Origin of the sequence: uncultured Nocardioides sp., assembly GCF_947489365.1 — a bacterium.
Classification (GTDB): domain Bacteria; phylum Actinomycetota; class Actinomycetes; order Propionibacteriales; family Nocardioidaceae; genus Nocardioides.
The window spans coordinates 243,793-268,969 of sequence record NZ_CANLDB010000006.1 but is presented as its reverse complement, the minus strand read 5'-3'; the positions used below and the strand labels follow the sequence as shown (position 1 = coordinate 268,969).

General features: G+C 73.8%; 23 protein-coding genes and 1 tRNA gene. 13 read left to right on the top strand and 11 right to left on the bottom strand.

What is annotated here, in order from left to right:
• Positions 1 to 165 precede the first annotated feature (165 nt).
• Positions 166 to 2,190: a protein kinase gene (locus Q0858_RS17145; protein WP_299056977.1), complete on the top strand. Its 2,025-nt coding sequence runs from the start codon at positions 166 to 168 to the stop codon at positions 2,188 to 2,190.
• A 74-nt stretch (positions 2,191 to 2,264) separates the two neighbouring features.
• Here Q0858_RS17145 and Q0858_RS17140 read toward each other — a convergent pair.
• Together Q0858_RS17140 and Q0858_RS17135 are read right to left on the bottom strand one after the other, a co-directional pair.
• Positions 2,265 to 2,338 (bottom strand) — tRNA-Pro (locus tag Q0858_RS17140).
• 72 nt (positions 2,339 to 2,410) lie between these two features.
• The gene (locus Q0858_RS17135) at positions 2,411 to 3,337 is read right to left on the bottom strand and encodes a metallophosphoesterase (RefSeq protein ID WP_299056975.1); all 927 of its coding nucleotides are present in this window, start codon (positions 3,335 to 3,337) and stop codon (positions 2,411 to 2,413) included.
• A gap of 26 nt (positions 3,338 to 3,363) precedes the next feature.
• Between Q0858_RS17135 and Q0858_RS17130 the strand changes: the two genes are divergently transcribed.
• Positions 3,364 to 3,822, top strand: coding sequence for a GatB/YqeY domain-containing protein (locus Q0858_RS17130; RefSeq protein ID WP_299056973.1), 459 nt, complete (start codon positions 3,364 to 3,366; stop codon positions 3,820 to 3,822).
• A 170-nt stretch (positions 3,823 to 3,992) separates the two neighbouring features.
• Here Q0858_RS17130 and Q0858_RS17125 read toward each other — a convergent pair whose 3' ends face one another.
• Positions 3,993 to 6,050 (bottom strand): transglycosylase domain-containing protein, encoded by a 2,058-nt coding sequence (locus Q0858_RS17125; RefSeq protein ID WP_299056971.1) that lies wholly within the window; start codon positions 6,048 to 6,050, stop codon positions 3,993 to 3,995.
• A gap of 186 nt (positions 6,051 to 6,236) precedes the next feature.
• Between Q0858_RS17125 and Q0858_RS17120 the strand changes: the two genes are divergently transcribed.
• Entirely contained in the window at positions 6,237 to 6,518 is a 282-nt protein-coding gene (locus Q0858_RS17120; protein WP_299056968.1) for a WhiB family transcriptional regulator, read from the top strand.
• A gap of 92 nt (positions 6,519 to 6,610) precedes the next feature.
• Here Q0858_RS17120 and Q0858_RS17115 read toward each other — a convergent pair whose 3' ends face one another.
• Genes Q0858_RS17115 through Q0858_RS17105 form a run of 3 tightly spaced genes read right to left on the bottom strand, consistent with a single transcriptional unit; the run spans position 6,611 to position 9,594 of the window.
• Positions 6,611 to 7,795 (bottom strand): ArsA family ATPase, encoded by a 1,185-nt coding sequence (locus Q0858_RS17115; RefSeq protein ID WP_299056965.1) that lies wholly within the window; start codon positions 7,793 to 7,795, stop codon positions 6,611 to 6,613.
• Entirely contained in the window at positions 7,792 to 8,796 is a 1,005-nt protein-coding gene (locus Q0858_RS17110) for an ArsA-related P-loop ATPase (protein WP_299056963.1), read from the bottom strand. Before Q0858_RS17110 ends, Q0858_RS17115 begins: the two co-directional genes overlap by 4 nt.
• Positions 8,797 to 8,838: 42 nt before the next feature.
• Positions 8,839 to 9,594, bottom strand: coding sequence for an IclR family transcriptional regulator (locus tag Q0858_RS17105; RefSeq protein ID WP_299056960.1), 756 nt, complete (start codon positions 9,592 to 9,594; stop codon positions 8,839 to 8,841).
• Positions 9,595 to 9,734: 140 nt separating this feature from the next.
• Between Q0858_RS17105 and Q0858_RS17100 the strand changes: the two genes are divergently transcribed.
• Together Q0858_RS17100 and Q0858_RS17095 are read left to right on the top strand one after the other, a co-directional pair.
• Positions 9,735 to 10,517: a CoA transferase subunit A gene (locus tag Q0858_RS17100; protein ID WP_299056957.1), complete on the top strand. Its 783-nt coding sequence runs from the start codon at positions 9,735 to 9,737 to the stop codon at positions 10,515 to 10,517.
• Position 10,518: 1 nt separating this feature from the next.
• The gene (locus tag Q0858_RS17095; protein ID WP_299056954.1) at positions 10,519 to 11,187 is read left to right on the top strand and encodes a 3-oxoacid CoA-transferase subunit B; all 669 of its coding nucleotides are present in this window, start codon (positions 10,519 to 10,521) and stop codon (positions 11,185 to 11,187) included.
• Between the two features lie 13 nt (positions 11,188 to 11,200).
• Here Q0858_RS17095 and Q0858_RS17090 read toward each other — a convergent pair whose 3' ends face one another.
• Positions 11,201 to 11,533, bottom strand: a complete 333-nt coding sequence (locus Q0858_RS17090) for a TfoX/Sxy family protein (RefSeq protein ID WP_299056951.1) — start codon at positions 11,531 to 11,533, stop codon at positions 11,201 to 11,203.
• A gap of 154 nt (positions 11,534 to 11,687) precedes the next feature.
• Here Q0858_RS17090 and Q0858_RS17085 point away from each other — a divergent pair, with 154 nt between their 5' ends.
• Genes Q0858_RS17085 through Q0858_RS17070 form a run of 4 tightly spaced genes read left to right on the top strand, consistent with a single transcriptional unit; the run spans position 11,688 to position 15,704 of the window.
• On the top strand, positions 11,688 to 12,818 hold the full coding sequence (locus Q0858_RS17085) for an ABC transporter substrate-binding protein (RefSeq protein ID WP_299056949.1): 1,131 nt from the start codon (positions 11,688 to 11,690) through the stop codon (positions 12,816 to 12,818).
• The gene (locus tag Q0858_RS17080) at positions 12,815 to 13,666 is read left to right on the top strand and encodes an ABC transporter permease (protein ID WP_299056947.1); all 852 of its coding nucleotides are present in this window, start codon (positions 12,815 to 12,817) and stop codon (positions 13,664 to 13,666) included. Before Q0858_RS17085 ends, Q0858_RS17080 begins: the two co-directional genes overlap by 4 nt.
• Positions 13,663 to 14,376 (top strand): ABC transporter ATP-binding protein, encoded by a 714-nt coding sequence (locus Q0858_RS17075; RefSeq protein ID WP_299056944.1) that lies wholly within the window; start codon positions 13,663 to 13,665, stop codon positions 14,374 to 14,376. Before Q0858_RS17080 ends, Q0858_RS17075 begins: the two co-directional genes overlap by 4 nt.
• Positions 14,373 to 15,704, top strand: coding sequence for an LLM class flavin-dependent oxidoreductase (locus Q0858_RS17070; RefSeq protein ID WP_299056941.1), 1,332 nt, complete (start codon positions 14,373 to 14,375; stop codon positions 15,702 to 15,704). Before Q0858_RS17075 ends, Q0858_RS17070 begins: the two co-directional genes overlap by 4 nt.
• Before the next feature lie 6 nt (positions 15,705 to 15,710).
• On the opposite strand, the gene pdxT is transcribed toward Q0858_RS17070, so the two are convergent.
• Entirely contained in the window at positions 15,711 to 16,316 is a 606-nt protein-coding gene (pdxT, locus tag Q0858_RS17065) for a pyridoxal 5'-phosphate synthase glutaminase subunit PdxT (RefSeq protein WP_299056938.1), read from the bottom strand.
• Positions 16,313 to 17,212, bottom strand: coding sequence for a pyridoxal 5'-phosphate synthase lyase subunit PdxS (pdxS, locus tag Q0858_RS17060; RefSeq protein ID WP_299056935.1), 900 nt, complete (start codon positions 17,210 to 17,212; stop codon positions 16,313 to 16,315). Before pdxS ends, pdxT begins: the two co-directional genes overlap by 4 nt.
• A 9-nt stretch (positions 17,213 to 17,221) precedes the next feature.
• On the opposite strand from pdxS, the gene Q0858_RS17055 reads away from it, so the two are divergent.
• The 4 genes from Q0858_RS17055 to Q0858_RS17040 all read left to right on the top strand — a co-directional run bounded on the left by Q0858_RS17055 (position 17,222) and on the right by Q0858_RS17040 (position 21,643).
• Complete coding sequence (locus Q0858_RS17055; protein WP_299056932.1) at positions 17,222 to 18,115, top strand: alpha/beta hydrolase; 894 nt, start codon at positions 17,222 to 17,224, stop codon at positions 18,113 to 18,115.
• A gap of 81 nt (positions 18,116 to 18,196) precedes the next feature.
• Positions 18,197 to 19,258: an LLM class flavin-dependent oxidoreductase gene (locus Q0858_RS17050; RefSeq protein WP_299056930.1), complete on the top strand. Its 1,062-nt coding sequence runs from the start codon at positions 18,197 to 18,199 to the stop codon at positions 19,256 to 19,258.
• 52 nt (positions 19,259 to 19,310) lie between these two features.
• The gene (locus tag Q0858_RS17045; protein WP_299056927.1) at positions 19,311 to 20,180 is read left to right on the top strand and encodes a hypothetical protein; all 870 of its coding nucleotides are present in this window, start codon (positions 19,311 to 19,313) and stop codon (positions 20,178 to 20,180) included.
• A gap of 104 nt (positions 20,181 to 20,284) precedes the next feature.
• A complete protein-coding gene (locus Q0858_RS17040) occupies positions 20,285 to 21,643 on the top strand; it encodes an Nramp family divalent metal transporter (RefSeq protein WP_299056925.1) in 1,359 nt (452 codons plus the stop codon).
• Positions 21,644 to 21,664: 21 nt separating this feature from the next.
• On the opposite strand, the gene Q0858_RS17035 is transcribed toward Q0858_RS17040, so the two are convergent.
• The gene (locus Q0858_RS17035; RefSeq protein WP_299056922.1) at positions 21,665 to 24,121 is read right to left on the bottom strand and encodes an ABC transporter permease; all 2,457 of its coding nucleotides are present in this window, start codon (positions 24,119 to 24,121) and stop codon (positions 21,665 to 21,667) included.
• A complete protein-coding gene (locus tag Q0858_RS17030; protein WP_299056920.1) occupies positions 24,121 to 24,894 on the bottom strand; it encodes an ABC transporter ATP-binding protein in 774 nt (257 codons plus the stop codon). The genes Q0858_RS17035 and Q0858_RS17030 overlap by 1 nt, the downstream gene beginning before the upstream one ends.
• Positions 24,895 to 25,177 lie beyond the last annotated feature (283 nt).

Here is a 25,177-nt window from a genome sequence, read left to right as displayed (position 1 = left end):
GGGTGCGGGTCGTGGGCGGACACCCGTCACCTTCCCACCCCGCGGCGTCCTCACACCTGCTTTCCTCCACTGGCGTCCGACCGCGGCCCGAGGCGTCGCGCGGAGGTGTGGGCCCGTACGCCGTGGGGCAGGGTTGTCCCGACGTGCGGCGGAGCGGGAGGACGGATGGCACACCCCCAGGTGGGCGACATGGTCGGGCGCTACCGGCTGGACGGCGTCCTCGGCGAGGGCGGCATGGGCGTGGTCATGACCGCCACGGACACGCGGTTGCAGCGCGAGGTCGCGGTGAAGGTGATGTCCCGGGCCCTGGCGCAGGACCCGGCGTTCCGGGCCCGCTTCGACCGGGAGGCGACCGCGCTGGCGCGGCTCGAGTCGCCGCACGTGATCGATGTCTTCGACCACGGCGAGCACCCTCCCGGGCCGCAGGGGGCGCCGTACCTGGTCACCCGCCTGGTCCGCGGTGGGGACCTGGACTCCCTGCTGCGCACCCGCGGGCCGCTGCCCCTGCGGATGGCCGCGGACGTCGTCGCGCAGGTCGCCGAGGCGCTGCGTGACGCGCACGCGGCGGGCGTGGTCCACCGCGACGTGAAGCCCGCCAACGTGCTGCTCCGCGACCCCGATGAGCCGCGGCTGTTCGCCACGCTGTGCGACTTCGGCATCGCCACGGTCACCGGACCGACGGCCCAGGCGGCTCCCCTCACCCGGACCGGCGGGGTGTCCGGGACCTGGGGCTACATGGCCCCCGAGCGCATCGACGGCGGACCCGGCACCCCGGCGTCCGACCTCTACGCCCTCGGCTGCCTGCTGTGGGCGACCCTCACCGGGCGGCCGCCGTACACGGGCAGCGAGTACGCCGTCGCCGACGCCCACCACCGTGCGCCCGTGCCGCAGCTCGGCGGCTCCGACCCGCTGGTCCGGGCGGTCGACCGGCTGCTGGCCGCGACGATGGCGAAGCACCCGCAGCAGCGGCCGGCGTCCGCCGAGGTGGTGCGGGCCGCGCTGGCCGACATCGCCGCGGGCCGCGAGCCCGGGGCAGCGGCCCTCGCCTCCGGCCCACCCCGACGCGGCCGCCTGGTGCTCGCCGGGGCCGCCGCGGTCCTGCTCGTCGCCGGTCTCGCCACCGGCGTCGCGCTGTGGCCGCGCGGGGAGGGCGGCGACCCGACGGACGACGAGACGACCGAGGTCGCCGCGGGCGAGGAGACCGAGGAACCGGCCCCCGACCCGGGCGCCGACATCAACGGCGACGGGCTGGGCGACCTGGTGCTGCAGATCGGGCGCTCACGCGACGCGCAACGGTTCACGTTCGTCTCGGACGGCTCGCGGTTCCTGGGCCCCGAGGACTCCGCCGGGACCCGCGGGCTGCCGCTGCGCGGGGACGTCGACGGCGACGGCCTGCCCGACCTCGTCGTCGTCTCCCGCGGTGCCGACGTCACGTCGCGGGTCTCCGTCGAGCTCGGCAGCGGGGAGACGGTCGACTCCTCGACGCCGCCGCTGGCGCTCACGCAGCTGTACACCGTCGTCCGGGACGTCGACGGCGACGGGCTCGACGACCTCTCGTTCTGGGGGACCGACACCGCGGGACGGCTGGTCTTCCAGACCTCACCGAGCACCGGGGACGGCGAGTTCGGCCCCCGCGAGCAGGTCGAGCTGCCCGACCTGTCCGGCGGCTACCTCCAGCCCGGCGACTACGACGGGGACGGCCGCGTCGACCTCGCCCACCTGCAGCCCGCCGACGGCGAGACCGGCACCGTGCAGGTCCTGCTGCGCACCGACGACGGGTTCGAGGCCGCCGGGGAGCCGCGACCCTCGCTCGGGCCGCGGGACCTCGTGCTGACCCGGACCGGCGACGCGGACGGCGACGGCGTCGACGAGCTCGTCCAGGTGACCACGACCGGAGGTCGTCGCACGATCCGGGTGTGGCAGGTCCAGGACGGCGAGGTCGCCGACACGGAGTGGTTCTCCGGCGAGGTCGACCCGCTGTCCGAGGTCCAGCTGACGCCGGCGGTCAGCGATGTCGACGGCGACGGGTACGACGACCTCGTGCTGTGGCGGCTCGTCGGGGACGGCACCGTCGCGCTCGACGTCGCCCGCTCGACCGGGTCGTCGTACGAGGAGGCGGAGGAGTGGGCCACCTGGAGCTGCGACCCGATCTGCAACAACCCGCTCACCGTGGTCTCACCGACGACCTGAGCGGCGGCCCAGGAGGGCCGTGACGCCCCGGACGTGACGGTGGAGGACCCCCGAGGGGATCCTCCACCGTGAAGTCGGGCTGACAGGATTTGAACCTGCGGCCTCCTCGTCCCGAACGAGGCGCGCTACCAAGCTGCGCCACAGCCCGATGCCCGCACGATCGCACCAGCGCGGGCGTCCGCGAGCATACCCGAGCCGCGGGGTGCTCCCGGCATCGCCCTCAGCCGGTCCGCGGCAGGAGGGTGATCAGGCTGGCCTCGGGGCGGCAGGCGGTGCGGAAGCGTAGCCACGGGTTGGTGCCGAGACCGGCGCTGACGTGCAGGTACGACGACCCGGGCTGTCCGGGGACCGAGTCCGCGGGGTGGCGGTGCAGGCCCTTGACCCGGGCGGGCTCGAGGTCGCAGTTGGTGGTCAGCGCCCCGACGTACGGCAAGCAGACCTGGCCGCCGTGGGTGTGGCCGGCGAGGACCAGGTCGTGGTCGTCGGCGGCGAACGCGTCCAGCACCCGCAGGTACGGCGCGTGCGCCACCGCGACCCGCACGTCGGCGTCGTGGTCGGCGCCGCCACGGACCGCGGCGAGGTCGTCGTACGACAGGTGGGGGTCGTCGACGCCGACGAAGCTCAGCCGGGTGCCGCCGACCGTCAGGGCGCCGCCGGTGTTGGTGAGGTCCAGCCAGCCCGCGGTGGTCATCGCGGCCTTCATCTCCCGCCACGGCAGCGGGGCGGTGCGGGTGTTGCGGCGGCCGTCGTCCGGCAGGAGGTAGCGCAGCGGGTTGCGGAAGCCCGGCGCGAAGTAGTCGTTCGAGCCCAGCACGAAGACGCCGGGGACGGCCAGCAGCGGGCCGAGCGCGTCCAGCAGCGGGTCGAGGGCCTTCAGGCTCGCGAGGTTGTCGCCGGTGTCGACGACGATGTCGGGGCCGAGGTCGGCGAGGCGTCGTACCCACTCGCGCTTGGCCCTCTGGTCGGGCGTCAGGTGGAGGTCGGAGAGGTGCAGGACCCGCAGGGGCGCGTGGCCGGGGGGCAGGACCGGCACGTCCCAGCGGCGCAGCGTGTAGGCCCGCGCCTCGGCGGCGGCGTACGCCGCGACCCCCGTCCCGACGGCCCCCAGCGCCAGGGCGGAGCGGGCCAGAAACCGCGTGGGAGCCATCGGGCCAGGCTGTCACAATGAGCACCATGAGTGCCCTGAAGGACCGACTCCGCACCGACCTCACCACGGCCATGAAGGCCCGGGAGGAGCTGCGGGCCTCGACCCTGCGCATGGCGCTGACCGCGATCACCAACGCCGAGGTCGCCGGCAAGGAGGCCAAGGAGCTCACCGACGACGAGGTCGTCGGCGTCCTGAGCAGCGAGGCGAAGCGCCGCCGCGAGGCCGCCACCGCCTTCGACGACGGTGACCGCCCCGAGCGCGCCGAGCGCGAGCGGGCCGAGGCCGGGGTGCTGGCCGACTACCTGCCCACCCCGCTCACCGACGCGGAGATCGCCGCGCTGGTCGAGAAGGCCATCGCGGACGCCGGCGTCGCCGACGAGGGCATGAAGGCCATGGGCCGCGTCATGGGCGTCGTGACCCCGCAGACCAAGGGCCGCGCCGACGGCGGCGCCGTCGCCGCGGAGGTACGCCGCCAGCTGGGCTGAGGGCCGACCGCCGACCCCGGCGGTCGAGGTGTGAGGGCCGCCAGGCTCTCGTCCGGTGGTCGAGGTGTGAGGGCCGCCAGGCCCGAGCCACGAGACCCGGTGAGGTCGCTCACGGGATCTCGTGGCTCGGCCGTGGCCGGCCTCGCGCCTCGATCTCCGGGAACGTCCCGTCAGCCCGCGGGCGGGACGAAGTCCGGGTCGTCGATCAGCGGGTCGACCTGGCGCATGGCCTCGGCCCACATCGGGCCGGCGAAGCCGGAGCCGGAGATGCTGCGGTACGCGCCGCCGACCGGGATGCCGCCCAGCGGGATGGGCTCGCCGAACTCGTTGGCGCCGGCGATCATCGCGGCGGTGGCGAGGTTCGGGGTGTAGCCGTTGAACCACACCGACTTGCCGTCCTGCGTCGTCCCGGTCTTGCCGGCCGAGGGCTGAGTCAGCTGGAGGCCCGAGCCGAAGCCGCCCTCCATGACGCCGCGGAGGATGTCGTTGATGCGGTCGGCGGTGTTCTCCTCGAGGACCTGGCTGCAGTCCTCGTCGTAGGTCTTCAGCACGGTGCCGCCGGCGTCCGCGATGTCGATGACGGGGCGTGAGGCGCAGTGCTCGCCGCGGGCCGCGAAGGTGGCGTAGGCCTCGGCCATCTCCAGCGGGCTCACGTTGCCGGTACCGAGCGTGAACGCCGGCACCATCTCCTTGTCGATGTCGGCCGGATCGAACTCGACGCCCATCTCCTTGGCCAGGTTGTACGGGTCGCACAGACCGGTCCGCTGCTCGAGCTGGACGAAGTACGTGTTCACCGAGTTCTGCGTGCCGGAGTACATGTTCATCGAACCGCTGGAGGTCGAGTTCGACGGGCTCCAGATCTCGGTGCTGGGGTAGTAGTCGCCGTCGCAGGTCGGGAAGGTGCCGAGGTCGACCGACACCGTCTCCGGCGAGCTGATCGACTCGTACGGCGACATGCCCTGCTCGAGGGCGGCGGCGATGACGAAGAGCTTGAACGTCGAACCCGGCTGGAAGCCGTTCGAGTCGCCGTACCGCTGGGGGACGACGTAGTTGAGGTACGTCTCGCCGGCCGCTTGGTCGGCGCCCATCGGACGGGACTGGGCGAGGGCGCGGACCGCGCCGGTGCCGGGCTCCACCATCGCCATGCCGCCGATGGCCTGGTCGGTCGGGAACACCGTGCCGGCGACGGCCTCGTCGGCCGCGGCCTGGAAGCGCTGGTCGATCGTCGTCCGGATGGTCAGCCCGCCGGTGAGGATCGTCTCGCGACGCTCGGCCGGGTTCTTGCCGAGGTCGGGGTCGTCGGCGAGGTACTTCAGGACGTAGTCGCAGAAGAAGGCCGCCTTGGAGCTCACGCAGCCGTTCTGCAGCTTGTTGACGTTCAGCCCGAGGTCACGCTTCTTGGTCTTGCGGGCCTGCTTCTGGCTGATGACGTCGAGGTCGGCCATGCGCTGCAGAACGATGTTGCGGCGCTGCAGGGCGCGGTCGGGGGAGTTCGTCGGGTCGTAGTTCGACGGGTTCTGCACGAGGCCGGCGAGCATCGCCGACTCCTTGACGTTGAGGTCGCCCGCGTCCTTGTCGAAGTAGGTCTCCGAGGCGGCCTGGATGCCGTAGGCACCGTCGCCGAAGTAGGCGAGGTTCAGGTAGCGCTCGAGGATCCAGTCCTTGGAGTAGCTGTCCTCGAAGGCGATGGCGTAGCGGAGCTCGCGGAGCTTGCGCGCGTACGTGTCGTCGCTCGCCGCGGCCCGCTCCTCGGGGGTGTCGGCCTGCTGCTGCAGGGTCAGCTTCACCATCTGCTGGGTGATGGAGGAGCCACCCTGGACGACGCCCGCGCTGGCCTGGTTCGTCACGAGCGCGCGCAGCGTGCCGCGCAGGTCGAGCGCGCCGTGCTGGTAGAAGCGGTAGTCCTCGATCGCGACGATCGCCTCACGCATCTTCGGCGACACGTCGGTGAGCTTGATCGACATGCGGTTCTCGTCGAAGACGTTCGCGATCGTGTTGCCGGCGCCGTCCACGATCTTGCTGCGCTGGGGGAGAGCCTCGGTCTCCAGCTCCTCCGGCAGGTCCTCCATGGACTGGGCGACGTTGCGCGCACCCAGGCCGAGGACGCCGGCGAAGGGGATGGCCAGCCCGGCGACGATCACGCCCATGACTGCCGCCACCGCCACCATCACCCCGAGGTGGGAGAGGATGCGGAGCGGGCGCGGACGCTCGGATGCTGGCCGTGACATGCCGCCGAGAATACGGGAGCGGGTCCAGGTACCCCGGATCGTCGCGGTGTCGCCTAGTCCTTTGTGACTAGAGATGCAGAACCGTTCGGTGAATGTTGAGGATTCCTTGCGGAACTTAATCTTGATTCACGCCGGGAGAGACCTGGCCAGCATCTCGGGCAAGCGTCGTGGGGAATGAGGACCATCATGTGGGTTGAGGACTGGGCGCCCGCCGCTCTCTGCAGGCAGGCGCAGCCCGACCAGCTCTTCGTCCGGGGGGCCGAGCAGAACAAGGCCAAGCAGCTGTGCGCCAGCTGCCCCGTCCGGACCGAGTGCCTCGCGGAGGCGCTCGACAACGAGATCGAGTGGGGCGTGTGGGGCGGCATGACGGAGCGCGAGCGCCGCGCCCTCCTGCGTCGCCGCAAGGTCTCCTCGTGGCGCGAGGTCCTCGAGACCGCCCGCGCCCAGCACACGGTCCCCGCGACCTGAGGTCAGCGACCTGAGGTCCGCCCGGACCACCTGAGCCTCGCCCGCCTCAGTGCGGTTGCGAGACGGCCCCGTCGGCGGCTGGGAGAGGGGCCTCAGCCGCCGGCGAGGAGCCGGCCCACCGCCCGCAGCCCGTCGAGGTCGTGGACGTCGCCCGCCAGGGCCGCCACCGCCACCACCGGGACGTCGGGGTGGGCGGCACCGAACCGCTCCACCAGCCGCTCCTCCCGCTCCACCGCCCGCGCCCGGTCGGCGTGCAGGCGCAGCAGCCCCGTCGTCACCGAGCGGGGGTCGCGCTTGCCGACCCGGGTCGCCGCCGCCACCGCCTCGTCGGCGCTCAGCACCGCGGCCCCTCCGCCGGGTCGGGCGCTGCACCGGTTCACCACGAGGCCCGCGAGCGGCATCGCGTCGTCCGCCAGCCGCTCGGTGAAGTACGCCGCCTCGCGCAGCGCGTCCGGCTCGGGCGAGGCGACGACGAGGAACGCCGTCCCGTCGGCCTGCAGCAGCGCGAAGGTCCGCTCCGCGCGGGCCCGGAAGCCGCCGAAGAGGGTGTCGAAGGCGGCGACGAACGTCTGCATGTCGCGCAGCACCTGGGCGCCGATCAGCTTGGTGACGGCGCCGGTGACCAGCCCGAGGCCCGCGGTCATGAACCGGGCCGGCCCGCGCGCGGGGGCGAGCAGCAGCCGGATGAAGCGGCCGTCGAGGAACGAGCTGAGCCGCTCGGGGGCGTCGAGGAAGTCCAGAGCGGAGCGGGACGGCGGGGTGTCGACGACGACGAGGTCGTAGGTGCCGTCGGCCTCGGCGTCGCGGTGCACCTGGCCGAGCTTCTCCATCGCCATGTACTCCTGCGTGCCCGCGAACGAGCTCGACAGCGCGACGTAGAACGGGTTGGCCAGGATCTGCGCGGCCTTGTCGGGGCTGGCCTGGGACTCGACCACCTCGTCGAAGGTGCGCTTCATGTCGAGCATCATCGCGTCGAGCGTGCCGCCCGCCGCGGCGTCGATCCCGACCACGGGCCGCGGGGTGTTGTCGAGCTCCTCGATGCCCATCGACTGGGCCAGCCGGCGCGCCGGGTCGATGGTGAGGACGACGACCTTCCGGCCCTGCTCGGCGGCCCGCAGGGCGAGCGCCGCCGAGGTGGTCGTCTTGCCGACGCCCCCGGAGCCGCAGCAGACGACGATCCGGGTGGTCGGGTCGGCGAGCAGCGCGTCGACGTCCAGGTGGGGCGACTGCTCGCCGCCGCTGGAGCGCGGGCCGACGCGGGGCCGGTGCCGGCTCACGACATCCCCTGCTCGCGCAGCAGGCCGGCGAGCTCGTAGAGGGCGCCGAGGTCGACGCCGCCGGCCAGGCGGGGCAGCTCGTACGTCGGCCGGCCCAGCGTGGCGAGCCGCTCCCGCTGGGCGTCCTCGAGGCGCCGTCGTACGGCGTGGTCGCGGCCGTCGGCCAGCAGCACGTCGACGAGGCCGTCGGCGACCTCGTCGTCCAGGCCGGCCGCGCGCAGGTCGTGCTCGACGCCGCCGGGGTCGAGGGCGCCCGCCCCGGCGGCGGCGAGGTGCTCGTCGTCGAGGTCGCGGGGACGGACCATGTCGACCACGACGCCGCCCACCGGCAGCCCGGCCGCGCGTAGCTCGGTGATCCCGTCGGCCGTCTCCTGCACGGGCATCTCCTCGAGGACGGTGGTGAGGTGCACGGCGGTCGCCTCGGAGCGGAACAGCCCCATCATCAGGTCCGACTGGTGCTTGACCGGGCCGACCTTCGCGAGCCCGGCGAGCTCGGAGCTGACCCCGAGGAACTGCACGATCCGGCCGGTCGGGGGCGCGTCGAGGACGACGGCGTCGTACGCCCGGCCGCCCCCGCGGCGCCCGCCGGGCTTGGCGGCCTCGAAGACCTTGCCGGTGAGCAGGACGTCGCGGACCCCGGGCGCCAGCGTGGTGGCGAAGTCGACGACCCCGAACCGGTCGAGCAGCCGCCCGGCGCGGCCGAGGTGGTAGTAGAGCGCGAGGTACTCCAGCAGCGCCGACTCGGGGTCGACGTGCAGCGCGTGGACCGTCCCCGCCCGGCCCCGGCGGCCCGGCAGGCCCGTGGCGAGGCGCCGCTCCTCGTAGGGCAGCGGCTCGACGTCGAACATCCGCGCGATGCCCTGCCGCCCCTCGACCTCGCACAGCAGGACGTCGCGTCCGCCGTGGGCGAGGGCCAGGGCGAGGGCCGCCGCGACCGTCGACTTGCCCGTGCCGCCCTTGCCGGTGACGACGTGGAGCCTCACGTCGGGCCAGTCGCTCACCCGGCGACCCTACTGACGTCCGCCCCGGTGCGCCGGGACCGGTCAGCGCTGCAGACGCTGGGTGAGGTCGTGGGCCTCGCGGAGCAGCATCTCGCCGTAGGACGCGCGGCGGGCGGGGCCGAAGCGGGAGGCGACGCCGGTGAGCGACAGCGCCCACGCGGGCGCGCCGTCGGCGTCGAACACCGCGGCGCCCATGCCCCAGCTGCCCTCGACGAGCAGGCCGGGGTTGACGGCGTACCCGGTGCGACGGGTGGCCCGGACGCGCCGCTCCAGGCCCGGGCGGTCGTGGGCGACGCCGAAGTCGGCGGCGAGGTCGACGGCGTCGAGGTACGCCGTCCGCTGCGGCGCCGGGAGGTGGGCCAGGATCACCAGGCCCGCGGAGGCGACGCCGAGCGGGAAGCGGATGCCCTCGTGGAGGACATGGCTGCGGATCGGGAAGCTGCCGTCCTGCTGGGCCAGGCAGACCGTCTCCTCGCCGCGACGAGCGGAGAGGAAGGCGCTCTCGCCGGTCGCCTCGGTGAGTCGCGCGAGGGCGGGGCGCGCGAGGCCGACGACGTCGTACCGGCGGGCGGCGGCGCGACCCAGCAGCCACAGCTCGGGACCGAGCCGCCAGCGGCCGTCGTCCCCGCGCTCGACGAGACCCTCGGCGGCGAGGTCGCCGAGCAGGCGGTGGGCGGTCGGTCGGGGGAGGTCGCCCTCCTGGCCAGCCCGGGTGGTGCTCAGGCCGTCGGGCTCCCCGGCGGCGAGGGCCCGCAGCAGGCCCGCGGCGCGGCCGACGACGTGAGCGGGGGACTCCACCCGGCCGACCCTAGCGTCCGGTGGGCGGACGCCGACGTCCACCACGGTCCGCCGTCCGAGAGGTGCCGTGGCGCTCCGTTGACCGTTGTCGGTGACGTGGACCACGCTCGGGCCCACGGATCCAACGAGGGAGGACCAGCGTGGACAAGGTGGTGGCGAGCGCGGCCGAGGCCGTGGCCGACATCGGCCCCGGCTCGCGGTTGGCGGTCGGCGGCTTCGGGCTGTGCGGCGTGCCGTCGGTGCTGATCGAGGCGGTGCTCGACCAGGGCGCCGACGACCTCGAGGCGGTGTCGAACAACTGCGGCGTCGACGAGTGGGGCCTCGGCCGGCTGCTGATGCAGGGGCGGCTGCGCCGGATGATCAGCTCGTACGTCGGGGAGAACAAGGAGTTCGCCCGGCAGTACCTCTCCGGCGAGCTCGAGGTCGAGCTCACGCCGCAGGGCACCCTCGCCGAGCGCATGCGCGCCGGCGGCTCCGGCATCCCGGCGTTCTACACCGCGACGGGCGTCGGCACGCAGATCGCCGAGGGCGGCCTGCCCTGGCGGTACGACGCCGACGGGACCGTCGTCCTCGCCTCGCCGCCGAAGGAGGTCCGGGTGTTCGCGACACCCGAGGGCGACAGGCAGTACGTGCTGGAGGAGGCGATCGTCGCCGACTTCGGCCTGGTGCGGGCCTGGCGGGGCGACCGTCACGGCAACCTGGTCTTCCGCGACTCCGCGCAGAACTTCAACCCGCTCGCCGCGATGTGCGGCCGGGTGACGATCGCCGAGGTCGAGGAGCTGGTCGAGCCGGGCGAGCTCGACCCCAACAGCATCCACACCCCGGGCGTCCACGTGCAGCGGGTCGTCGCGCTCACGCCCGGGCAGGCCGCCGACAAGAAGATCGAGAAGAAGACCGTGCGCGAGCGCGGCGAGGGGGCCTGACATGGCGTGGGACAGGGACCAGATGGCCGCGCGGGCGGCCTCGGAGCTGACCGACGGCTCCTACGTGAACCTCGGCATCGGCCTGCCGACGCTCGTGCCGAACCACGTGCCGGACGGCGTCGAGCTGGTGCTGCAGTCGGAGAACGGGATCCTCGGGGTCGGCCCCTACCCGTACGACGGCGACGAGGACCCCGACCTCATCAACGCCGGCAAGGAGACGGTCACCCTGCGCGCCGGGGCGTCGTTCTTCGACTCCGCGACCTCCTTCGCGATGATCCGCGGCGGCAAGATCGACGCCGCGATCCTCGGCGCGATGCAGGTCTCGGCGGTCGGCGACATCGCCAACTGGATGATCCCCGGGAAGATGGTCAAGGGCATGGGCGGCGCGATGGACCTCGTCCACGGCGCCAAGCGCGTGATCGTCCTGATGGAGCACACCGCCAAGGACGGCGCGCACAAGATCGTGTCGGAGTGCACCCTGCCGTTCACCGGCAAACGGGTCGTGCAGCGGATCATCACCGACCTCGGCGTCATCGACGTGATCGACCCCGCCACCGGCGAGGTCGCCCCCTCGGGGACGATCGGCGACCGCGCGCTGAAGCTCGTCGAGCTGGCGGACGGTGTCACCGAGGAGCAGATCCGGGAGGCGACGGGCGTCGAGCTCGTCTGAGCTGCTGCTCGGGCTACTCCTTGGGTGGGAGCGCCGCGGCGACGGACTCGCCGCGGCGCACCCACGCCTCCAGGTCGTCGTCCTCGCCGAGCAGGCCGGGGGCGACGACCAGCCAGGTCCGTGAGGCCCGCCCGCCCATCTCCATCGGCTCGACGCCGTCCACGGCGGACAGCGTCTCGGCGTCCTCGCGCTCCACGCGGACGAGCAGGCCGGTGTTCCGCCCGCTCACGCAGACCGCCATGTGACCGCTCGGCAGCAGGAACCCGAGGCCGCCGAACATCGACTGCTCCCGTGCCCCGGGCAGCAGCTCACGGACCCGGTCGGCCAGCGCCTCGTCGTACGGCATGGCGGGAGTCTGCCCCGCTCGCGGTCGGTTGGCACCCCTTGGCGCCCCCACAGGTGACGCCGATGGCGATCGGGCCGTCCGGGTTTGATTTTCCCACTAAGTCGATGGCTACTGTCGAGATTCGCTCGGTACGACGATCTCGGGAGACGACCGCATGTCCTTTCGACCCACGCCCACCCGCCGCCCCGCCCGGCGCGGCACCGCCCGGGGTGCCGGCCCGCTGGCCGCGCTCCTCCTGGTGGCGGGCCTCACCGGGTGCGCGGGCCAGGGCGAGGAGCTCGACCTCGCCGCCCTGAACTCCGAGCCGGTCCCCACCGAGGTGCCGGACGGCACCGCACTCACGTTCGCGGACCAGAGCGAGCTGGTGCAGACCCAGCTGGACGCCTCCGGCGAGCAGGACCAGCTCGCGGCCGACGTCGAGTTCGCGAACTTCCGCGGCGGCCCCGAGATCCTGGAGGCGATCCGCGCGGACGCCGTCGACCTCGCGTTCGTCGGGGACACCCCGCCGATCCAGGCGCAGGCCGCGGGCGAGGTGGTGCCCATCGTGGCGGCCAACCGCTACACCTCGCCGGACTACCAGCTCGCGGTGGCCCCCGGCGTCGAGGTACAGACCCTCGACGACCTCGAGGGCCTCGAGATCGCCTACTCCGAGGGCACGGGTCGTCAGCCCTACGTGCTCCGCGCCCTCGAGAAGGCGGGCCTGAGCACCGACGACGTCGAGCTCGTCCCGCTCGACGTCGCCACCAGCCCCGACGCGCTGAAGGACGGGCAGGTCGACGTCGCCGCCCTCAACGAGCCGTACCTCTCGCGCTACCTCGAGCTGCCGGGCGCCTCGCAGGTGCCGGAGTCGGAGATCGCGGACGTGTCCTCCGGGCTGTCCTACCTCTACGCGAGCGGTGACGCCCTCGCGGACGACGCCAAGGCCGCGGCGATCCGCGACTTCGTCAAGCACTGGATGCTCGCCAGCCGGTGGACCGAGGACAACCCCGACGAGTGGGTGCAGGCCTACTACGTCGACACCCAGGCCCTGACGCCCGAGGAGGGGCGGGAGATCGTCGAGGCGGAGGGCGACCTCAGCTTCCCCGAGCTCGACGACGACCTGATCGCGGACCAGCAGGTGCTCGTCGACGCGATCTACGACGCCGGTGAGCTCCCCGAGCCGCTCGACGCCTCCGAGCAGTTCGCCACCACCTTCAACGATGTGGTGACCGAGACGGTCGCGGAGATGGAGCAGGGCGGGGCCGGCGGGGCGGGTCGGACCGAGGACGGGGAGGCCACGCGATGACCACGACCCCGATCCGTCCCGCGCCCGAGGTCCGCCACGACGCCCTGGCCGGCGCGGACTCCCACGTCCGGCTGCGACGGCTGGCCCCACGTCAGCTCGGCGCGCTGGGCCTCGGGATCGGCCCGCTGGTCGCCCTCGTGGTGTGGCAGGTCGCCTCCTCGACCGGCCTGCTGCCCGAGCAGCAGCTCGCCTCGCCGCTCACCGCCGTCACCACCGGGTGGGAGATGCTCACCACCGGTGAGCTCCTGCCGCACGTCGCGGCCTCCGCCCGGCGCGCCTACCTCGGCCTCGGCATCGGGGTGGCGCTCGGCCTGGGCCTCGCGCTGCTCTCGGGCCTCACCCGCAGCGGCGAGGCCGCGGTCGACAGCCTCGTGCAGATCAAGCGGGCGATCCCGACCCTCGCGCTGATCCCGCTGGCCATCCTCTGGCTCGGCATCGGCGAGACCATGAAGGTCGCCGTCATCGCCACCGCGGTGCTGGTGCCGATCTACCTCAACACCCACGCCGGCCTGCGCAGCATCGACCAGCGGTACGTCGAGCTCGCCCAGACCACCGACGTCGGCCGCGCGGAGTTCATCCGCCGCATCGCGCTGCCGGGCTCCCTGCCCGGCTTCCTCACCGGCCTGCGGCTCGCCGTGACGATGTGCTGGACCTCGCTCGTCGTCCTCGAGCAGATCAACGCCACCGAGGGCATCGGCTACGTCATGAACCGCGCCCGCGACTTCGGGCAGACCGACGTCATCGTCGTCGGCCTCGTCATCTACGCCGTGCTGGGCCTCGCCTCCGACGCGCTGGTGCGCGTCGTCCAGGGCCGAGCGCTGTCCTACCGGAAGGGGATGGGCTCATGAGTGCGGTGCGCCTGCGTGACCTGACCCGCAGCTACGGGCCCAGGACCGTGCTCGACGTCGCGGGCCTCGACATCGAGCAGGGGGAGTTCGTCTGCCTGATCGGTCGGTCCGGATCGGGCAAGTCGACCCTGCTGCGGGCCCTCGCAGGTCTCGACGGGGACGTCGCCGGCGACGGACGGATCCAGGTGCCCGCGCGCCGCTCGGTCCTCTTCCAGGACTCCCGGCTGCTCCCCTGGGCCTCGGTCGCCGACAACGTGACCCTCGGGCTGCGCGGCGACGGCGTCGGCGATGCCGCGGCGACGGCACTGGCCGACGTCGGTCTCGCCGGACGGGAGAAGGACTGGCCGAGCGCGCTGTCCGGGGGAGAGCAGCAGCGCGTGGCCCTCGCCCGCGCCCTGGTCCGCGAGCCCGAGCTGCTGCTCGCCGACGAGCCGTTCGGGGCGCTCGACGCCCTCACCCGGCTGCGCATGCACGCGCTGCTGCGCCGGCTCGTGGCCGAGCACCGGCCCACCGTCGTCCTCGTCACCCACGACGTCGACGAGGCCCTCGCGCTCGCCGAGCGGGTGCTCGTCCTGGAGGACGGCCGCGTCGTCCTCGACCACCGTCCGACCCCTCGTACCGCCGACGACCTGCTGGCCGAGAGGCGGCGCCTCCTCGCCGCCCTCGGTGTCGACGAGGACACCTCCACCCGACTCAGGGAGACCGCATGAGCACCCGCGAGCTGCACCTCAACCTGTTCATCCACGGCCGTGGCCACCACGAGGCCTCCTGGCGGCACCCCCGGTCGACGGGGGAGTCACTGACCGACCTCGGCTACTACGCGAAGCTGGCGCAGGTCGCCGAGCGCGGCCGCTTCGACTCGATGTTCCTCGCCGACCACCTGGTCCTGGGCGAGCACGTCGGCAACCGCGCCACGGCCGGGCTCGAGCCGATCACCGCACTGGCGGCCCTGGCCGGCGCCACCACCCGGCTCGGACTCATCGGCACGGTGTCGAGCACCTACACCGAGCCCTTCAACCTGGCCCGGCAGTTCGCCTCCGTCGACCACCTCAGCGGCGGTCGTGCAGGGTGGAACATCGTCACCTCCTGGGCCAAGGAGGCGGGCGCCAACTTCAGCCGAGACGAGGAGCTGGGGCACGACGAGCGCTACGTCCGCGCCCACGAGGTGATGGAGGTCGTCACCGCGCTGTGGGACAGCTGGGCCGACGACGCGGTCGTCGACGACCCGGTGACCGGCACGTACGCCGACGTCGACCGCATCCGCCGGGTCGACCACGTCGGCCCGCACCAGCAGGTCCGCGGCCCGCTCAACATCCCGCGGCCGCCCCAGGGCCACCCCGTCCTGGTGCAGGCCGGGTCGTCCGGGCCGGGCAAGGACTTCGCCGCCCGGTGGGCCGAGGCCGTCTTCACCGCGCACATGCACGTGGGCTCCGCCCGCGAGTTCTACGCCGACCTCAAGGCGCGGGTGCGCGGCCACGGGCGCCCCGAGTCCGGCCTGCTCGTCCTGCCCGGGCTGTCCCCGGTCCTGGGCTCGACCGACGCCGAGGCCGAGCAGCTCGCCCGCGAGCTCAGCGAGCTGTCGCTGACCTCCGTCGGGCTGCACCACCTCTCCTCCCGCTTCGGTGGCGCCGACCTCTCGCACCTCGAGCTCGACCAGCGGCTCACCCCGGCCGACCTCCCGCCCGCCGAGCAGGTCGAGGGCTCCCGCAGCCGCGCGGTGCTGATCCGGGACTTCGTGGCCGCGGAGAAGCCGACGCTGCGCGAGCTGCTCGACAAGCTCGCGGGCGCCCGCGGCCACTTCACGGTGACCGGCAGCCCGGAGCGGATCGCCGACGTCATCGAGGAGTGGTTCACCAGCGGCGCGGCCGACGGCTTCAACATCATGCCGCCCCTGCTGCCCGCGGGGCTCGAGGACTTCGTCGACTACGTCGTCCCCCTGCTGCAGCGTCGCGGCCTGTTCCGCCACGAGTACGCCGGCCGCACCCTGCGCGAGCACTACGGCCTGGAACGTCCCGACGACCGGTGGCCCGCCCGCTGAGGGGTCTCAGCCCCGGGCCACTCCGTCGAGGAAGAGCCGGTGCAGGCGGTGGTCACCCGTGAGCTCGGGGTGGAAGGCCGACGCCAGCACCCGGCCCTGACGGACGAGGACCGGGCGGGTCCCGCCGTCGACCTCGACCGCGGCGAGCACCTCGACGTCACCACCGGCCTCCTCGACCCAGGGCGCGCGGATGAAGACCGCGTGCACCGGCTCGTCGAGGCCGACGACGTCGAGGTCGGTCTCGAAGGAGTCGACCTGGCGGCCGAAGGCGTTGCGGCGGCAGGTGACGTCCAGACCGCCGAGGGTGCGCTGGCCCGCGACGCCGTCCACGAGACGATCGGCGAGCAGGATCATGCCGGCGCAGGACCCGTAGACGGGCAGCCCGTCGGCGATCGCCGTCCGCAGCGGCTCGTCGAGACCGACGGTGCGCAGCAGCAGGTCCATCGTCGTGGACTCCCCGCCCGGCAGCACCAGGCCGTCGAGGCCGGCGAGCTCGGCGGGTCGTCGTACGGCGCGGGTGCGGGCACCGCACGCCGCCAGCGCGGCGACGTGCTCGGCGACGGCTCCCTGCAGCGCGAGGACGCCGACCAGCGGACCGTCGGGGCCCGTCACCACCCGCGGTCGGCGAGGCGGTGCGCGACCGGGAGGTCGTCGACGTTGATGCCGACCATCGCCGCACCGAGCCCGCGGGAGACCTTCGCGATGACGTCGGGGTCGTCGTGGAAGGTCGTCGCCTGCACGATCGCGGCCGCGCGGGCGACGGGGTCGCCCGAGGCGAAGATGCCGGAGCCGACGAAGACGCCGTCCGCGCCGAGCTGCATCATCATCGCCGCGTCGGCCGGGGTCGCGATCCCGCCGGCGGTGAAGAGGACGACGGGGAGCGTGCCGGTGCGGGCCACCTCGGCGACCAGGTCGTACGGCGCGCCGAGCTCCTTCGCGGCGACGTGCAGCTCGTCGGCGGGGATGGCGGCGAGGCGGGCGATCTGCGAGCGGATCGTCCGCATGTGGGTCGTCGCGTTCGAGACGTCGCCCGTGCCGGCCTCGCCCTTCGAGCGGATCATGGCCGCGCCCTCGCTGAGGCGGCGCAGCGCCTCGCCGAGGTCGGTGGCGCCGCACACGAACGGCACCCGGAAGCCGGCCTTGTCGATGTGGTGGGCGTAGTCCGCGGGGGTCAGCACCTCGGACTCGTCGATGTAGTCGACGCCGAGGCTCTGCAGGACGCGGGCCTCGACGAAGTGTCCGATGCGGGCCTTCGCCATCACCGGGATCGAGACCGCGCCGATGATGCCCTCGATCATGTCGGGGTCGCTCATGCGGGCCACGCCGCCCTGCGCGCGGATGTCGGCGGGGACGCGCTCGAGCGCCATGACCGCGACGGCGCCGGCGTCCTCGGCGATCTTCGCCTGCTCGGGTGTGACGACGTCCATGATCACGCCGCCCTTGAGCATCTCGGCGAGGCCGCGCTTGACGCGGGAGGTGCTGGTGTCGGTGCCGCTGTCGGTGCTCATACTCCCAGGATGAACGAGGAGCGGCCGGGGTCCCAAGTCCGGGCGAGCACCGTTGGTGGGACCCACCACCGGCTGCGGCTGGGCGAGCGCGACGGGCTGGACGTCCACTACGTCCTGGCCGGCCCCGAGGACGGCGAGCCGGTGGTCCTGCTGCACGGGTATCCGCAGTCGTGGTGGTGCTGGCGCGACGTCGTCCCGCGGCTGGTCGCGGCGGGCAAGCGGTGCGTCGTCCCCGACCTGCGCGGGCTCGGCGACACCACCCGGCCCGCGGGCGGCTACGACAAGCGGACGGTCGCGGGCGACGTCCGCGCCCTGCTGGACCACCTCGGGATCGACTCGCTCGGCGTCGTCGGCCACGACTGGGGCGGCGCCGTCGCCTACGCGCTCGCCGCCCACTTCCCGGGGACGGCGACCCACCTCGCCGTCGTCGACGTCGCGATCCCCGGCGACGGCAACCCCGACATCGGGGCGGGCGGGCAGCGCTGGCACCACGCGTTCCTGCGCACCCTCGACCTGCCCGAGGCGCTGGTCGCGGGCCGCGAGGAGGTGTGGGTGCGCTGGTTCTACGAGACCTACCCCGCCCACCCCGACGCGATCGACGCGGTGTCGGTGGCGGAGTACTTGCGGACCTACACCACGCCCGGCGCGCTACGCGCCGGCTTCGCCTACTACCGGGCGATCGGCCAGGACGTCGCCGACAACGAGCCGCTGGCGCCGCTCGACATCCCGTGCCTGGCCGTCGGTGGGGGCGCCTCGTGGGGCCGCGGGTCCGAGGTCGAGGCGTCGTTGTCACGCAAGGCCACGCGGGTGCGCGGCGTCGTCCTGCCCGACTGCGGCCACTTCGTGCCGGAGGAGAAGCCCGCCGAGCTCGCGCGGGAGGTCCTGGCCCTGCTGGACGGGTGACCCCGCGGGTCGATTCGGCACCACCATCGGACCTAGTTATCGTACTGGTTTAGTACGGATAACCCCGACGGAAGGCACACCGTGGTCGACGAGCTCCTCTGGTACATCCCCAACGAGGCCGAGGCGGGCCACCGCGGCGACGACACCGTCGAGGGCCACAACAGCCTCCCGCGGCTTGCGACGCTCGCGCAGGGCGTCGAGGACGCCGGGTGGGGCGGTGCGCTGATCGGCACGGGCTGGCGGCGTCCGGACACCTTCACGGTCGGCACCGCCCTGGCCGCGGCCACGACGACCTTCCAGCCGCTGATCGCGATCCGCCCCGGCTACTGGCAGCCCGGGCACTTCGCCGCGTCGGCCGCGACGCTGGACCACCTCTCGGGGGGCCGGGTGCTCGTCAACGTCGTCTCCGGCCAGGACCACCAGGCCGAGTACGGCGACGACGAGGGGGACCAGACCCAGCGCTACGCCCGCACCAAGGAGTTCATGCGGCTGGTGCGCCGGCTGTGGACCGAGGAGTCCGTCACCCACCACGGCGAGAACTACCACGTCGAGGACGCCTCGATCGCCCTGCGGCCCGTCGTCCGCGAGGGGCGACCGCACCCCCGCCTGTACTTCGGCGGCGCCTCCGACGCCGCCGCCCGCGTCGGCGCCACCGAGGCCGACGTCCAGCTGTTCTGGGGCGAGCCCCTCGAGGGCGTCGCCGAGCGCATCGCCACCCTCCGCGGGCTGGAGACCGAGCTCGAGCGCGACCTGCCGCCGCTCCAGTTCGGCCTGCGCATCACGACCGTCGTGCGCGAGACCCGCGAGGAGGCCTGGGCCGAGGCCGAGGCCCGCGTCGAGCGGATGGCGAAGCGTCCGGCCGAGTTCGCCCGCGACCCCCGGCGTGACCAGGCGTACGGCCAGCAGCGGCTCGTCGACCTCGCCGCCCGCGGCGACGTCCTCGACGAGTGCCTGTACGTCGCCCCCGCCCGCCACGGCGGCGGTGGCGCCGGCAGCACCTGGCTCGTCGGCTCCGCCGAGGACGTCGCGAAGGCCCTGGGCCGGTACGGCGACCTCGGCATCACCCACTTCATCCTCTCGGACACGCCGTACGAGCGGGAGGTCGAGCGCATCGGCCGCCTCCTGCTGCCGCGCCTGCGCTGAGGCCTGTGGACGACCGCGCGCACCGCGGTCGTGGGCGGGGCAGGCTGGACGCATGGCTCCGGACGAGGTGCTCGCGATGCTCGGCGGCACGGCACGCGCCGACCAGCTCCGAGGGCGCGTCAGTCGTCGCGACCTGGCGGCGGCGGTCGCCTCCGGCCGCGTGGAGACGCTCGGGCGGGGGCGCTACGGCCTGCCGTCCGTGAGCGAGGCCCACCGCCGGCGCACGCTCCTGTCCGGGACCATCTGCTGCCTCTCGGCAGCGGTCGAGCACGGGCTGGGAGTCCTCGTGCCCCCGGACCGTCCCTGGATCGCCGTGCCGACGAAGCGCCGGGTGGACCCGCGGCGCCGTCGGGGCGTGCACCTCGTCTGGGCCGACGTCGAGGGCACCGTCACCTCGCCGTTGCGCACGGTCCTCGACTGCCTGACCCGGCTGGCGGCGCCCGAGGCGCTCGCGGTGGCGGACTCCGCGCTGCGCACCGGGGTGGTCGATCCCGACGAGCTCGTCCACGCCGCCGCCGCGCTCCGGGGCCCGGGGTCGCCAACGGCCCGGCGACTGGCCGCGGCGGCGACCCCGCTCGCCATGTCACCGCTGGAGTCCGCCGTCCGCGCGCTGTGCCTGGACATTCCCGGTCTCGACCTCCGCCCCCAGGCCCGGCTGCGGGTGGGTGGGATCGACGTCCACCCGGACCTCTACGACGAGAGGCTGGGGCTGGTCGTCGAGGCGGAGGGCTGGCTCTACCACGGCAACCCGGAGCAGTTCGCGCTCGACCTGGAGCGCTACACCCTGATGGCGGTGGCGCCGCTGACGGTGCTGCGGTTCGGGCACCACCACGTCACCCGGGAGCCCGCCTGGGTCCGCGACTGCGTGGACAGTGCGCGAAGGACAGGAGAGATGCGCCGGAGCTGCCGCTCCTGCGCCTGATCCGGGCGATCTCTCCTGTCCTCCGTGCACGCGGTGGTCGAACTGGGCGGCGCCGCGCTGACATAGTGGGCCGCCACCTGCACCGCCGATCGGGAGGCGCCCCCATGACCGACCTGGACAAGAACGACGGGACGGCGGCGGAGGCCCCGCCGCGCTGGAAGGTCGTCGGGCCCGGCCTGGTGGTCGCCGCGACGGGCGTCGGAGCCGCCGACCTGGTCGCCACCGCGGTGGCCGGCTCGATGTACGGCTACGCCCTGCTGTGGGTCGCGGTCCTCGGCTCGATCATCAAGGTGGTCCTCGTCGAGGGTGCGGGGCGGTACTCCCTGGCCACCGGGCGCACGATCTTCGAGGGCTGGCGCAGCCTGGGGAATTGGACGACGTTCTACTTCGCGCCGTACATCATGATCTGGGGCTTCGTGTACGGCGCCACGGCGATGTCGTCGTCCGCGCTGCCGGTGGTCGCCCTGTTCCCGTCGCTCAACCTCAGCGCCGTCGCGGTCGTCACCGGCCTGCTCGGGCTGGCGATGGTGTGGTTCGGGACCTACCACTCGTTCGAGAAGATCATGGCGGTCCTGATCGGGATCATGTTCGTCGCCGTCATGGGTGCCGCGATCCTCACGCTGCCGAATCTCGGTGAGGTGCTCACCGGCCTCGTGCCGACGCTGCCGGACGGGTCGATCGTCTACGCGCTGACCGTCATGGGTGGCGTGGGCGGCACGATCACGCTCGCGGCCTACGGCTACTGGCTGCGCGAGAAGGGCTGGTCCACCCCGCGCTTCATGCGGATCATGCGGCTCGACAACGGGGCGGCGTACGCGATGACCGGCCTGTTCGTCGTCGGGATGCTCGTGGTCGGCGCCGAGCTGCTCTACTCCGCCGGCATCGCGATCGACACGGGTGACCAGGGCCTGATCCAGATTGGCGACGTCCTCACCGACCGCTACGGCGAGACGTACGGCGTGGTCTTCCTCGTCGGCTTCTTCGCCGCGTCGTTCAGCTCGCTGATCGGGGTGTGGAGCGGGGTGAGCCTGATGTTCGCCGACTTCATCGGCAACCTCCGCGGCCTGCGCTCCGGACACCCCGACACCCGCACGGGCGGCAAGTGGTTCCGGATCTACCTGCTGTGGCTGACCTTCCCGCCGATGCTGCTCCTGCTGCTCGGCCAGCCGGTCGGCCTGATCCTCGCGTACGGCGTCCTCGGCGCGTTCTTCATGCCGTTCCTCGCCGTCACGCTGCTGATCCTGCTGAACCGGAAGGGCGCCGGCAAGGAAGCTCCGCTCAACGAGCCGGACCCGTCGATCGCCGCCGAGGTGGACCCCCGGGCGGCGACCGACGGCATCGTGCCCGCCGAGTGGCGCAACGGCTGGCTGTCGAACACCGGGATGGCCGTCTGCGCCCTGCTCTTCGCCGGGCTGATGATCAACGAGATCGTCAAGCAGGTCACCACCAACTGGCCGTTCTGACGCCGGACCCCGACCCCGGGGTCAGTCCGCGGTGAGCCCCACCGCCGGGGCGATCCGCGCCGCCCGGCGCGCGGGCAGGACGGCGGCGAGCAGACCGGCGAGCGCCGCCGCGAGGACGACCAGGCCGAGCTGACCCAGCGGCATCACCAGCGGCGTCGAGGCCACGACCGGAGCGATGATGGTCTGCAGCCCCACCCAGGCGAAGACGGTCCCGACTGCCGTGCCGAGCACGGTCGCGACGACCGCGAGCAGGACGCCCTCCAGCGCCAGGGTGGCGCGCAGCCGGGCGCGGGTCAGGCCGAGGGCCCGCAGGAGCGCCAGCTCCCGGGTCCGCTCGAGCACGGACAGCCCGAGGGTGTTCGCGATGCCGGCGAGGGCGATGACCACGGCGATGCCGAGCAGCCCGACCACGGCGGCGGTGACGATCGTCAGCTGCAGGTCGACGTAGTCGCGGTTCGCGAGACCCACCGTCAGCTCGGCGTCGTACGACGCGGCGACGGCGGTGGCGTCCGCGGCCAGGTCGTCGCCCGCGGTGCCGTCGTCCGCGAGCAGCCACACCGCGCCGGTGGCCGCGTCGGGGGCGAGCCGGTCCAGGACCGCGGGGGAGACCAGCGCGGCCTCCCCGGCCACGCCACCGATCTCGGGCCGCAGCGTCACGGTCCGGTCGCCGACGCTCACCTCGAGCGGCCGGTCGACGCGCAGGCCGTTGAAGGCCGACTGGGGCAGCCGGATCTCGTCGTCGGCGAGCCCGCCGGTCACCGACGTGTCCAGGGACAGCTGACCGGCGTCGTCCACCTCGTCGGGCGCCAGGACCGTCACCTTCCCGACCCCGCCGCTCACCCGGGCGACCGCGCCGGGGACCGCTGCGGCCCGCTCGACGCCCGGCAGGGCGCCGAGTCGCCGGGCCGCGTCGGCGGGCAGGGTGCCGGCCGTCCGGGTCACGGTGGCGTCGAGCGGGTGCTGCGCCGCCATCTCGTCGTCGGTGACGGACCGGGCGCTGGCGATGCCGACGAGCACGGCCGTCGTCAGCGTGACCCCGACCAGCAGGGAGGCCGTCGCGGCGCCGGTACGGCGGGGGTCCCGCACCGCGTTGTCGGCGGCGAGGCGGGCGGTCGGGCCGACGACCCGCGAGGAGACAGCACCGGTGAGGCGCACCAGGGTCGGGACCAGCACGGGCCCGAGCAGCACCAGACCGGCGAACGAGACGGTGCCTCCCGCGATCATCACGAGCAGCGCGGGCGTGGGCTCCTCGGCCAGCGCGATCGCCACACCCAGCAGCACCGCGCCGCCGAGGACCCCGACGACGCCGCAGGCGAGGCGGAGGCGTCCGGCGCCGGTGGCCAGGCGCGTGCCGTCGTCCGGGCCCAGCGCGGCGACCGGGGGGACCTTCACGGCGCGCCGCGTCGGCAGCCACGCGGCGGCGAGGGTGACCAGGACGCCGACCGCCGCGGCACCGGCGTACCAGGCCCAGCCGGGCGAGGCATCGCCCAACCCGGCGGCCGGGAAACGGTCGCGGACCACGGCGACCACCAGCTGACCGAGGCCCACGCCGGCGGCGATCCCGGCCACCGTCGCCAGCGAGCCGACGGCGAGCGCCTCGAGGCGCACCGCGCGACGGAGCTGGGCGCGGGTCGCGCCGACGCAGCGCAGCAGTGCGAGCTCGCGGCGGCGCTGGGCGAAGAGGATCGTGAAGGTGTTGGCGATGACCAGGACGGCGACGAACAGCGCGACCGCCGCGAACAGCAGCAGCATCGTCGCGAGGACGTCGACGCCGTTGTTGGCCTCGACGACCATGTCGTCGACGTACTGCTCGGCGGGCTGGACGGACTCCGACGGCACGACGGTGCCCAGCGTCCGGCTCTGGGCGGCGATCGAGCCGGGTCCGGCCCACGCGACGGCGTCGACGTACATGGTGTCGGTGAAGCCGCGCAGGTCGTCCCAGCGCAGGTAGACCGCGTTCGCGGCGGACGTCGGCCCGGGGTCGGAGGTGCCGACGACGGTGACGTCGACCGCGGCGGCGCCCTCGCCCACGCGCAGGGTGTCGCCGATGGCGACCTGCGCGACCTCGGCGGAGCGCTCGTCGACGAGGGCCTCGCCGTCGACGGTGGGGAAACGGCCGTCGACGAGGACGGGCCAGGCGGGGGAGTCGGACAGGCCGGGCGCCTCCCCGACGAACAGGTCCTCGCTCACCCCGCCCTCGGGCTTCACCGGCACCTGGGCGGCCCCGATGACCGAGAGGCGGGCGCCGTCGTCGGCGGCGAGCTCGTGGACGCGGTCGAGGCGTCGGGGGTTCACGTCGGTGGCGACCACGTCGGCCCCCTCGTACGGCGCTCCGACGCCCGCGGACAGCCCGTCGCGGGTGGCGCTCGTGATGGCCCCCGTGACCACCACGAACGCCACTCCGATCCCGACCGCGAGGCCCACCGCGACGTAGCGGCGCAGGTTCGACCGCAGGGCGGCCAGCAGCACGCTCCTCATCAGCGGACCTCCCCGGCCAGCGCGGCGACCAGCAGGTCGCGGTCGGGGGTCGCGAGGTGCTCGCGCACCCGGCCGTCGGCGAGGACGACCACGTCGTCGGCGTACGCCGCGGCCTCGAGCTCGTGGGTGACCATCACGACGGTCTGGCCCATCTCCTTGACGCAGCGGCGCAGGAAGCCGAGCACCTCCGCGGACGTGGTCGAGTCGAGGTTGCCGGTCGGCTCGTCGGCGAACACGATCGAGGGCCGGCCGACGAGGGCACGGGCGATCGCGACGCGCTGCTGCTGCCCGCCGGACAGCTCGCCCGGCCGGTGGCCGAGGCGGTCCGTCAGGCCGAGCACCTCGACCACCTGCGCGAGCAGCGCGGGGTCCGGCTTCGCGCCGCCGAGGGCGGCGGGCAGCGCGATGTTCTGCTCCGCGGTCATGGTCGGCAGCAGGTTGAACGCCTGGAACACGAAGCCCAGCTGCTCGCGGCGGAAGCGCGTGAGCGCGGCGTCGTCCATCTCGTGCAGCGGCTGGCCAGCGACGGTGACGCTGCCGGCCGAGGGGACGTCGAGGCCGGCGAGGCAGTGCATCAGCGTCGACTTGCCCGACCCCGAGGGGCCCATCACGGCCGTGAAGCGGCCCGCGGGCAGGTCGAGGTCGACCCCGCGCAGGGCGTGCACCTCGGCGGTGCCGGAGCCGTAGGTCTTGGTGAGACCGCGGGCCTGGGCGGCCATGCGGTCGTCCGGACGGGTGGGGCGGGACGGTGCTCCCGAGTACGTCGTCGTCATGTCCGGGACGCTATGTACGGGCGGAGGTCCGGCGCGTCCGGCGACGGGATGGTTCCGCGGCACCTGAGGACCGGTCGTGTCATCCCCAGGTCGTACGTCGTGCACCCGGTGACCGGACCGACGGCCGTCCCACGGGATCTCGTGGCTCGGCCGTGGCCGGCCTCGCACCTCGATCTCCGGTGGTCGAGGTGCTCCGGAGCGAGGGACGAGCGCAGGAGCCACGAGGCCCGGTGACCGGACCGAGGGCCGTCTTGCGGGATCTCGTGGCTCGGCCGTGGCCGGC

Excerpts from the sequence above, each read along its gene's own strand:
- Q0858_RS17075 (WP_299056944.1), top strand. The coding sequence starts at position 13,663 with ATGAGTGCGGTGCGCCTGCGTGACCTGACCCGCAGCTACGGGCCCAGG.
- Q0858_RS17055 (WP_299056932.1), top strand. The coding sequence starts at position 17,222 with ATGAACGAGGAGCGGCCGGGGTCCCAAGTCCGGGCGAGCACCGTTGGT.
- Q0858_RS17040 (WP_299056925.1), top strand. The coding sequence starts at position 20,285 with ATGACCGACCTGGACAAGAACGACGGGACGGCGGCGGAGGCCCCGCCG.
- Q0858_RS17030 (WP_299056920.1), bottom strand. The coding sequence starts at position 24,894 with ATGACGACGACGTACTCGGGAGCACCGTCCCGCCCCACCCGTCCGGAC.
- Q0858_RS17095 (WP_299056954.1), top strand. The coding sequence starts at position 10,519 with ATGGCGTGGGACAGGGACCAGATGGCCGCGCGGGCGGCCTCGGAGCTG.
- Q0858_RS17130 (WP_299056973.1), top strand. The coding sequence starts at position 3,364 with ATGAGTGCCCTGAAGGACCGACTCCGCACCGACCTCACCACGGCCATG.
- Q0858_RS17120 (WP_299056968.1), top strand. The coding sequence starts at position 6,237 with ATGTGGGTTGAGGACTGGGCGCCCGCCGCTCTCTGCAGGCAGGCGCAG.
- Q0858_RS17135 (WP_299056975.1), bottom strand. The coding sequence starts at position 3,337 with ATGGCTCCCACGCGGTTTCTGGCCCGCTCCGCCCTGGCGCTGGGGGCC.
- Q0858_RS17080 (WP_299056947.1), top strand. The coding sequence starts at position 12,815 with ATGACCACGACCCCGATCCGTCCCGCGCCCGAGGTCCGCCACGACGCC.
- Q0858_RS17045 (WP_299056927.1), top strand. The coding sequence starts at position 19,311 with ATGGCTCCGGACGAGGTGCTCGCGATGCTCGGCGGCACGGCACGCGCC.
- Q0858_RS17035 (WP_299056922.1), bottom strand. The coding sequence starts at position 24,121 with ATGAGGAGCGTGCTGCTGGCCGCCCTGCGGTCGAACCTGCGCCGCTAC.
- Q0858_RS17070 (WP_299056941.1), top strand. The coding sequence starts at position 14,373 with ATGAGCACCCGCGAGCTGCACCTCAACCTGTTCATCCACGGCCGTGGC.
- Q0858_RS17085 (WP_299056949.1), top strand. The coding sequence starts at position 11,688 with ATGTCCTTTCGACCCACGCCCACCCGCCGCCCCGCCCGGCGCGGCACC.
- Q0858_RS17090 (WP_299056951.1), bottom strand. The coding sequence starts at position 11,533 with ATGCCGTACGACGAGGCGCTGGCCGACCGGGTCCGTGAGCTGCTGCCC.
- Q0858_RS17125 (WP_299056971.1), bottom strand. The coding sequence starts at position 6,050 with ATGTCACGGCCAGCATCCGAGCGTCCGCGCCCGCTCCGCATCCTCTCC.
- pdxS (WP_299056935.1), bottom strand. The coding sequence starts at position 17,212 with ATGAGCACCGACAGCGGCACCGACACCAGCACCTCCCGCGTCAAGCGC.
- Q0858_RS17145 (WP_299056977.1), top strand. The coding sequence starts at position 166 with ATGGCACACCCCCAGGTGGGCGACATGGTCGGGCGCTACCGGCTGGAC.